The sequence below is a fragment of the Methanospirillum stamsii genome (assembly GCF_003173335.1).
Taxonomy (GTDB): Archaea; Halobacteriota; Methanomicrobia; order Methanomicrobiales; family Methanospirillaceae; genus Methanospirillum; species Methanospirillum stamsii.
Genome location: NZ_QGMZ01000089.1, coordinates 1 through 3761, shown reverse-complemented (window position 1 = coordinate 3761; position 3761 = coordinate 1). Strand labels below are relative to the sequence as shown.

The following is a 3761-nucleotide window of genomic DNA, read 5'->3' as shown; positions in this document are numbered from 1 at the left end:
GAAATCTCTATTCTTGGATCCTGACGAAAATTGAACCGGATGAGCGAGAAAAATATGGTCCAATGCTGTGGTCGAAAGTGTTTGCTGAAAAATCTAATGAATTTTTAAGCATTTTGCATCAGAATCTGTTTGGAAATAAAGATGTTCTTGAAAGATGGAACTGGTTAGAAAAATCTTTGCGGCACCTGGCAAAAAGTCGCCATGAAAAACCCAGATTTTCTCAAAGGTTTACAGTCTTCTAAGATCCTATTGTAATGGATTTGGGTAAATTTCGTTTGCCTGTATAGCGTTAGCTATCTTTGTTTTTGTTGAAAAATCGCTCAAAATACTCTTTATTTCTTGAAAGATAAATATTGAACCAAAAAAAGAGATGAAGATACCATTGAAGTTAAAATTTTGCATAACTGCGCTTGCTGATTTGTGAATAACGTTTATGGTTGAGTTCAATCATTATGTAAAAACAGAAAATGTGTTACTTCATCACCAATTCGTAATCAATTTTTTGTCAATTAGACCTTAAGATCACTCTGATGAATAACTATCTCAAATAAATTTGGAATATCTGCCATTTTTAAAAAATTCATGATTTTATCTAAAAAGGGATTAGTATACCAATTTTACTCTGCCTTCAGGAATTTCTCTCTTGCAACAGTTTTTTAGTTTTTGGACAATAACAAGTGTCTGTGCATGCCTCTCAAAATAACCCTATTTTTGATATACTGAAGTAGCAGGATTGTTTACCTGGATCATAATAACTATCAGTACACGAAATACAAACCGGTTTTGCACCAAAAATTGTTATAGAGAACTATCAGACTGGAAAGAGGTATACCTACATTATCTGAGTTAATCACTTCATTCGATTTAATGCATAATTTTGAGATGAACAAATTTCTTTACACCGAAACAATCCTGGATTCGTCTGAAAAAGTTAAAAGAGGTGGAGATTATTAATAAATTTTTGTAAATCTACTATTATGCCTTGTGAAGAGTGAACCTCCTGCTGAAGATGTAAAATCTCCGGCAGGTGATTTCTGATATCCTGTGTTCCCTCCAGAGTAATATTTCCTACTATCATGGAAGGAATTGAAAGTTGGTTCCGGTGATATTTTTCTTTATAATTCTCAAATAATGTCCGGTTATCAGTGCTATTATAAAGATCATAATTCAGGATCTCAACCTCCGGATGATTCGGAATAAACTCATCGATGAAATCCCATGCCAGGTGACATGCCCCGCAATGAGTGTTCCAGAAAAAGATAACCCTGCCTCGTGGAAGATCTCCTGCTATTAATGATGGATCAGATTGAATGTTTTCTGATAACAATTTAGAATCCATCTGACTACCGTTTATTGAGTAGACAGCTCCGGAAACTGGTGAAATTCCCATGACTAGAATTACCACAATCAGGATTGATGAGACCGAAATTAAAAAAATTGACGTTTGAGAGATCATATCTTTAATTCATATTGCCTGAAAGTCTCTTTTCTATGAGATCTTTCAGATATGCTTCATATTCGTCAGGGTTACCAAGTTTATACCAGACCTTGGTATCTTCTTCTACTTTAAATCCATCAGGTGTGTATACTCCAATCATGAGAGAAGATCCGGATGCACTGTATTTATCGACGATTTCTTTATCTGTAGGATCATCGACGGTTAGATGACCAAATACTATCTTCCCTGATTCAAGTTCATCAGCAAAGTTTTTGTTTACGGTCTGTTCAGCAAGTTCGCCTAGACGAATACAACTGTAACACTGGTGTTTTAAGTGAAAATGATAGACTTCAACTTTTTCAACTGATGAAGTACCATCATCTGTAGTCTCTGATGCTGAACATATCATGACGGCTGAACTGAGAAATAAAAAAACCGTAATAATAATGGTAAATGCCAATCTTTTAGATCTGGTTTCTAAATTGCTCATGAATTAACTCCCTGAGTATTTGAAATTTTAAAAAAGGCAGATGAGATCTTTAATAAGGAAGACTGGTATGAAGGTGTCCAATTTTTTAATAAAACGGATAATGTGAGGTGATCTCCCATCTGTCGTAATTTCAATATTATTTGAATCATATATATATGTATCGAAAAATTGAATATTTTGCTCATAATTGCAATAATTACCCGAGGTATGCCTGTAATGTGTAATATGCACCGATGATAACGAAGACCACAGCAACGGTTCGCCGGAACATCTTTTCTGCACTCTGTACTTTACTCATCATCGCTCCATATCTACTAACACCGATGGAGAGAAGAGCTGCAAAGATAATTACTGGAAGACCCGTTGCCATACCAAAAACGAGTGGAACTCCAATTGGATCCTGGATGCTTAACGCAAGCGGAACCAGCATACCAAAGAAGAGGACAGCACTAAACGGACAGAAACTGAGTGCAAATAGAATACCCAGGAGAAAACTCCCGAAAAACCCTTTGTCTAAAAATTTTTTTGAGAGTTTTTCTTTCAGGTTTGAAAGTCCTTCATGCTCAAATTTCATATTCAGGGGAATTATTTCGAGCATGAAAATTCCACAGATGAAGAGTATCGGCCCTAGCAGGAGATCTCCATATTGTTGCAGAAAGAGGGAGATGAACTGGACTTTCAGACCACCAAGGACAATAAGTGCAGCAATGGCAACATAAACAAGGATACGGCCGATTGTATAGAGAAACCCAACAAACAAGGTGTGCTTGCCGGATGAGAGGGTTCGGGAAATGTATGCAATTGCGGTGATGTTGGTTGCCAGCGGACAGGGGCTTATCGCCATCATAAGTCCGATGAAAAATGCCGCAACAAGGGGAATATCGCTGCTTCCCATAGCTTCCATGAAAGACATGAGATCACTCAAGACTGTTCACCTTTCAGGAATGGATCCAGTATTTCAGTCAGGTACTGGGAATATTCCTCTTCATTTCCGAGCCTGTACCAGAGACCGACCAGATCCTGTTTGGTAAACGAGTCTTTCGTGTATACTCCAATCATTAGTGATGATGAGGCTACTTCATATTTTTGTGCAATATCAAGGTTTGCTGGATCTTCTGCATTGATATGACCAAATACGAGTTTTCCTGATGCTAGTTCATCCGGGTAATAGGTATTCACGACTTTTTCAGCCATATCACCAAGCTGTATACATGAGACACACTGCTGATTTCCGTGAAAATGGTAGAGTTCTACTTTCGTGATATCCGGCAATGTGGCAGAATCAGGTGCTTCATTTTGAATCTGCGATCCATTGCCCGGACTGTTCCCGGTACATCCGGCAAAGAGGGTGAGAAACAGAGTACACAATATGAGTACTCCGAAAATCTTAATTTGATGTGTTTTTCTCATTCACTAATCTCCACACAAGGGGTATTCACAAGTGTGACATGCATTCACTATAGGTTCTCACTCAAGGTATTACAAACTTTCTTGAATCATCAGATATCAAAAAAAAGGATTATGCCGCAGTAGGTCCTCTTCTAGGGAACCATCCTCTGGTTCGAAGACATATTTTGATAAGGGTAAGCATAGTCGGGACTTCTATGAGCACCCCCACGACAGTTGCAAGAGCTGCTCCTGAAGAAAGTCCGAAAAGAATGGTCGCTGTTGCAATCGCCACCTCAAAGTGATTCGATGCTCCAATCATGGCAGAGGGGGCGGCATCTTCATACGAGAATTTCCACGTTTTTGAAAGGATATATCCTAAAGAAACACCCATGAGGCTCCGCCTCATGCTTAACTCATGAAAAACTGTAACCTCCAGTCTCCCAA

Annotated in this window: 5 protein-coding genes and 1 pseudogene; 1 reads left to right on the top strand and 5 read right to left on the bottom strand. The window is 38.3% G+C overall.

Features of this window, described 5'->3' with window-relative positions; genetic code table 11:
• A pseudogene (locus tag DLD82_RS19080) lies at positions 1-242 on the top strand (IS4 family transposase); the annotation flags it as partial.
• A 689-nt stretch (positions 243-931) separates the two neighbouring features.
• Here the strand turns inward: DLD82_RS19080 and DLD82_RS18175 are convergent.
• The 5 genes from DLD82_RS18175 to DLD82_RS18155 all read right to left on the bottom strand — a co-directional run.
• Positions 932-1456 carry a thioredoxin domain-containing protein gene (locus DLD82_RS18175; protein ID WP_109942538.1) on the bottom strand — a complete coding sequence of 175 codons (525 nt, stop codon included), beginning with the start codon at positions 1454-1456 and terminating at the stop codon, positions 932-934.
• A 4-nt stretch (positions 1457-1460) separates the two neighbouring features.
• Positions 1461-1928 carry a nitrophenyl compound nitroreductase subunit ArsF family protein gene (locus DLD82_RS18170; protein ID WP_109942537.1) on the bottom strand — a complete coding sequence of 156 codons (468 nt, stop codon included), beginning with the start codon at positions 1926-1928 and terminating at the stop codon, positions 1461-1463.
• A 196-nt stretch (positions 1929-2124) separates the two neighbouring features.
• On the bottom strand, positions 2125-2853 hold the full coding sequence (locus DLD82_RS18165; RefSeq protein ID WP_245920504.1) for an aromatic aminobenezylarsenical efflux permease ArsG family transporter: 729 nt from the start codon (positions 2851-2853) through the stop codon (positions 2125-2127).
• The gene (locus DLD82_RS18160; protein ID WP_146199865.1) at positions 2850-3338 is read right to left on the bottom strand and encodes a nitrophenyl compound nitroreductase subunit ArsF family protein; all 489 of its coding nucleotides are present in this window, start codon (positions 3336-3338) and stop codon (positions 2850-2852) included. The genes DLD82_RS18165 and DLD82_RS18160 overlap by 4 nt, the downstream gene beginning before the upstream one ends.
• A gap of 109 nt (positions 3339-3447) precedes the next feature.
• The coding region (locus DLD82_RS18155; protein ID WP_369333099.1) for an arsenic resistance protein at positions 3448-3761 on the bottom strand (314 nt) is incomplete at its 5' end.

Bases quoted from the DNA above. Each gene is read 5' to 3' on its own strand.
- DLD82_RS18175 (WP_109942538.1), bottom strand. From the start codon at position 1,456: ATGATCTCTCAAACGTCAATTTTTTTAATTTCGGTCTCATCAATCCTG.
- DLD82_RS18170 (WP_109942537.1), bottom strand. From the start codon at position 1,928: ATGAGCAATTTAGAAACCAGATCTAAAAGATTGGCATTTACCATTATT.
- DLD82_RS18160 (WP_146199865.1), bottom strand. From the start codon at position 3,338: ATGAGAAAAACACATCAAATTAAGATTTTCGGAGTACTCATATTGTGT.